This window comes from Thiocapsa sp., from assembly GCF_035467215.1.
In the GTDB taxonomy this organism is placed as follows: domain Bacteria; phylum Pseudomonadota; class Gammaproteobacteria; order Chromatiales; family Chromatiaceae; genus Thiocapsa.
The window spans coordinates 1-3,858 of record NZ_DATITZ010000107.1 but is presented as its reverse complement, the minus strand read 5'-3'; the positions used below and the strand labels follow the sequence as shown (position 1 = coordinate 3,858).

Sequence of the window (3,858 nt, the reverse complement as noted above, 5' to 3'; positions counted from 1 at the left end):
CGCCGCTATTCGATTGCCAACGCGCGTAGTATCCCGCTCGACTCCGGTGTTGCACTCGATCTTCTGGTCCGTCGCTGCTTCTATATCGACGAGGTCAGCGGAGAGCGCTATCCGGGTATCGCCTCGAACTATCTGTGCGATGCAAAGCCGGGTGCCTCATTGATCATCAGCGGTCCCTATCTCAGTCCATTCAAGATGCCGTTGGACAACCGAGCCAACCTACTCATGATCGGCACCGGGACCGGTATTGCCCCGTTCCGGGCCTTCGCACAGCTGATCTACGAACGGCGCGGCGATTGGACGGGGCAGGTTCGGCTGTATTACGGCGGCCGCAGCGGGCTGGACCTCATGTATACCAACGACGAGACCACCGATCTCGCCAACTATTACGACGAGAAGACCTTCAAGGCATTCAGGGCGCTCGGCACGCGTCCCTTGATGTCGTCCTCGCAGGCATTGGAACGCGGTCTGGCCGACAACGCCGACGAGGCATTGCACCTCATCAACGAGCCCACGACGCATGTCTTCCTCTCGGGACTGGGCAAGATCGCGGCGGTCTTCGACAAGGTGATGGCGGAGCGGGCGGGGTCGTCCGAAGATTGGAAGGCGATCAAGGAAAAGATGATCGACGAGGGACGTTGGTCCGAGCTGATCTATGATTGACCGCGGAGATTGACCCCTCGGTCCGTAGGGACGAGCGAGAGCGAAGTCCACCGAACCCCGCGGCGGCGTTGGTGGACGGCGCTGGGCTTGTCCACCCCTACGGCGTTGCTCGGGCGTCGGCGTCGGGGGACGGGTTTCGCAACGCTCTACCCATCCGGCGGCTCAGCTCGGCGGGTTTCGTGGCGATTTCGCGGGACTCGGTGCGCGCGAGAAGGCGTTGAGGTCCAAGGTCACCAGAGCCTGCGTTTGCGGTTTTGGACCCTCCGGACGTGTTCCGATCCACAGCGCCACCAGACCCAGAATCGCCGCGACCGAGAGCGCCAGCACAGGCCCCGGGGTGGCGAGTCCGTACCAGACCGACCAGCTGATCGCCATGCTCCCGATGGCCGCCGTCTTGCCGGTTCGGCACATCTCGCCGCGCTCAAGAAACCCTCGAATCGATTCGCCGAAACGCGGGTGCTCGACCAAGAAGCGCACCCGCTTGGGCGAGCTGCGCAGCCACAGCCAGGTCGCACAGATCCAGAACACCGTGGTCGGCATCAGCGGCAACACCATTCCCAAAAAACCCAATCCGAAGCAGAGCCAGCCCAATAGGTTGTAAACCCGGCGGCGGTTCCGGCCTACGCTTGGGACAGGGGGATGTTGCTCGGGGATATTGCCGTGCATCGGATGCTCCAGGCTGAAGGGTCGACTTCCGAAGGGACACCGAGGTTCGACTACCCGAATTCGGGATAGATTACCCTGCGGCTCCGCTCCATCCAGAAGGACCCCACGACGGCCCAACTGACTGCGAGGCCGAGAGTATAGCGGCTCCCGACTGATACGCCCATTGGCCGGAAGAGGCAGGGATGCGTGAGAATCGACGCGCCGACAGCGTGGCCCGGGCGCGGGTCACACCGGGCCGGCTCGGGAGAGACGGCGGGGGTTAAGGCGTGGGCGAGACGGTGATCCCGCGCGCCGCGAGCCATTGAGTATCAAGCTGCCATTCGACGGAGTCGACCTGGGGTTGTGCCAGAATCAAACCTTGGGCACGCTTCTGATGATCGATCAGATCCTGTTGTGCGGCGATCACCTGCGGATCATTGTCCGCCTTGTTGGTCAGATTCGGGTGGATAATGGCGAGGAATCGGTAGGCCGGTACGTCGAAGGAGCGCGGCGTCGAGATCGTCGCGACCCCGTTCTCGAACGAGACCACCCGGAAGCGATAGGGGTAGGACGAAACCAGCGGATCTGCTTCGAGGACTTGATCGAGCTCCCAAACCTGCGGCTTCCAGGCCGAGGCGATCCAAACGGCCAGGGCGCCGATGACGACGACGCCGATTGCGATACTGTAGATACGGGTGAAACGATCCATCCGGGGGTGTCTCCTGAGGTCGGTGCATGGCGTGACGAGGACACGGCGAGACGTCCCCGAAAAAGGAGCAGCTTGCTCCGCTCGCACCATTTGTCCCATGAAAAACGTCAATCACTCTCGATTGCCACAGGGCTTTTTCTGCATTCGCGGCTTCACGGCACTGACCGAATCCCAACCCTCCCCACAGCATCATCAGGCTGCTCAATCGGTCCTTCGCGCGGATGGTGGGGCTCGTCCACCGTCACGGGGGCGTCGTCGACAAATTCATGGGCGACGCCGTGATGGCGCTCTTCGGAGCGCCGGTGCGTCGCGACGATCACCTCAAGTGCGCGCTTTCCTGTGCGGTCGAGATGCAGCAGGCGATGCTCGAGCTCAACCGTGAAAGCCAACTGATCGGAAAGCCCGGCATCTATGCCGGTATCGCCGTCAACAGCGGCAGCGTGATGGCCGGCAGCTTCGGCTCGCGGGTCTACAACGAGTACACCGTGATCGGCGACACGGTTAATCTGACGGCCCGGATGGAGGGCTACAGCCTGTGGGGGCAGGTGCTGCACGCCCTCTTCATCGCCTTCGTCGCCCTCGGCGGGTTCTTGGCGTTGCGCTGGCCGGCGGTGGCTTACCTGCATCTGCCGTGTCTACTCTGGGGAATCGTTATCGAGCTCGGCGGCTTCATCTGTCCGCTCACGCCGCTCGAGGTCCAATGGCGACTCGCAGCAGGAGAGGGCGGCTACAGCGGCGGTTTCATCGACCATTACATCGTGCCTCTGATCTACCCTCCCGGCCTGACCCGCGGGACCCAGCTCATGCTCGGTCTCGCACTCATTCTCGGAAACGGGCTCCTCTACGGATACCTCGGGTACAAGCGCAGTCGTCACAGTCGCCGTTGCCCGTAGGTTTACGGAGCCAGCACAGCGAATGCGCCGAGCCAGCCGATCGTTACTCGCCACCCGGACTCACCTTCCCGACCGGCATGCGACAAGACCTGTCGCGTCATGGGTGCACTCTAGGTCCGTCGCGCACGCCCGTGGAGGGAAAACACCTCCGATCGCGGCGAGCGCGCCATCCCCGAACAATGGACCGGAGTCTCAATGATCATGACTGTTCGCCAGCCCCCCAAACCTGCTCTCCCGCGCGATACCGCCTTCCCGCGCCACTACCTGAGGATCGGCGTTCTGGAGGTCGCCACGCCTGCGCCGGCCGGGTCACCACGCCCCGAGCCCATGCCGTACCAGTGGTCTTGCCATGTCGAGTCCGCCAGCGGTCTGACCGAGCAGTTCGGATTTCTGGATACGCGCGGACTCGACCCGCGACCCGAGCTGGTCGAAGCACTGCTCGCCGTCATCGCGCGCACGGGCGCGATCCTGGTGCCTTCCGCCCGCGAGACGGCACTCCTGCATGGGCTACACCGACATCTTGCCGATCCGCCGGGAGCACTCGCCGATGCGCTGACCCGATTGGTGGAGGTCGATCGATTCGCGCAACGGCGAGCGAAGACCGAGATCGGTCGCGCCCTGTCGGTCGACGACCCGGCGACATCGGTTCTGTGGCCAGACGATGCCGTCGACACCTCGCCCGAGCTGCGCGACGATCCGGCGGCTCGGGCGGCTTATCTCGAGCTCATTGATGTGCGCACCCAGACCACTCGTCGGCGCCAGCTCATCCGTGCCCTGGTTCGGTACGGCGATCGGCAGCTCTCTGATCTGGTGCAGGCCTTCGCCGAGCATGCGGGAGGTGCTCCGGATCCGGCGGCATCGGGTCAGATGCTCAATTAGCGCGAGCCTACGCCCGCGGCGATGGATGCGACGGTCCTGTTGGTCTCCCGCAGGACGCGAAACGGCACT

Annotated in this window: 5 protein-coding genes; 3 read left to right on the top strand and 2 right to left on the bottom strand. The window is 63.7% G+C overall.

The window, feature by feature from the left end; genetic code table 11:
* On the top strand, positions 1-663 hold a 663-nt coding region (locus tag VLR48_RS06130; RefSeq protein ID WP_325290929.1), incomplete at its 5' end, for an oxidoreductase.
* Between the two features lie 162 nt (positions 664-825).
* Here the strand turns inward: VLR48_RS06130 and VLR48_RS06125 are convergent.
* Together VLR48_RS06125 and VLR48_RS06120 are read right to left on the bottom strand one after the other, a co-directional pair.
* Positions 826-1,329, bottom strand: a complete 504-nt coding sequence (locus VLR48_RS06125) for a YbaN family protein (protein ID WP_325290928.1) — start codon at positions 1,327-1,329, stop codon at positions 826-828.
* 259 nt (positions 1,330-1,588) lie between these two features.
* Positions 1,589-2,017, bottom strand: coding sequence for a hypothetical protein (locus tag VLR48_RS06120; RefSeq protein ID WP_325290927.1), 429 nt, complete (start codon positions 2,015-2,017; stop codon positions 1,589-1,591).
* A gap of 221 nt (positions 2,018-2,238) precedes the next feature.
* On the opposite strand from VLR48_RS06120, the gene VLR48_RS06115 reads away from it, so the two are divergent.
* On the top strand, positions 2,239-2,910 hold the full coding sequence (locus VLR48_RS06115; protein ID WP_325290926.1) for a DUF2784 family protein: 672 nt from the start codon (positions 2,239-2,241) through the stop codon (positions 2,908-2,910).
* A 201-nt stretch (positions 2,911-3,111) separates the two neighbouring features.
* On the top strand, positions 3,112-3,789 hold the full coding sequence (locus tag VLR48_RS06110; protein ID WP_325290925.1) for a DUF2779 domain-containing protein: 678 nt from the start codon (positions 3,112-3,114) through the stop codon (positions 3,787-3,789).
* The last annotated feature ends 69 nt before the right edge of the window (positions 3,790-3,858 follow it).

Excerpts from the sequence above, each read along its gene's own strand:
- VLR48_RS06115 (WP_325290926.1), top strand. The coding sequence starts at position 2,239 with ATGGTGGGGCTCGTCCACCGTCACGGGGGCGTCGTCGACAAATTCATG.
- VLR48_RS06120 (WP_325290927.1), bottom strand. The coding sequence starts at position 2,017 with ATGGATCGTTTCACCCGTATCTACAGTATCGCAATCGGCGTCGTCGTC.
- VLR48_RS06125 (WP_325290928.1), bottom strand. The coding sequence starts at position 1,329 with ATGCACGGCAATATCCCCGAGCAACATCCCCCTGTCCCAAGCGTAGGC.
- VLR48_RS06110 (WP_325290925.1), top strand. The coding sequence starts at position 3,112 with ATGACTGTTCGCCAGCCCCCCAAACCTGCTCTCCCGCGCGATACCGCC.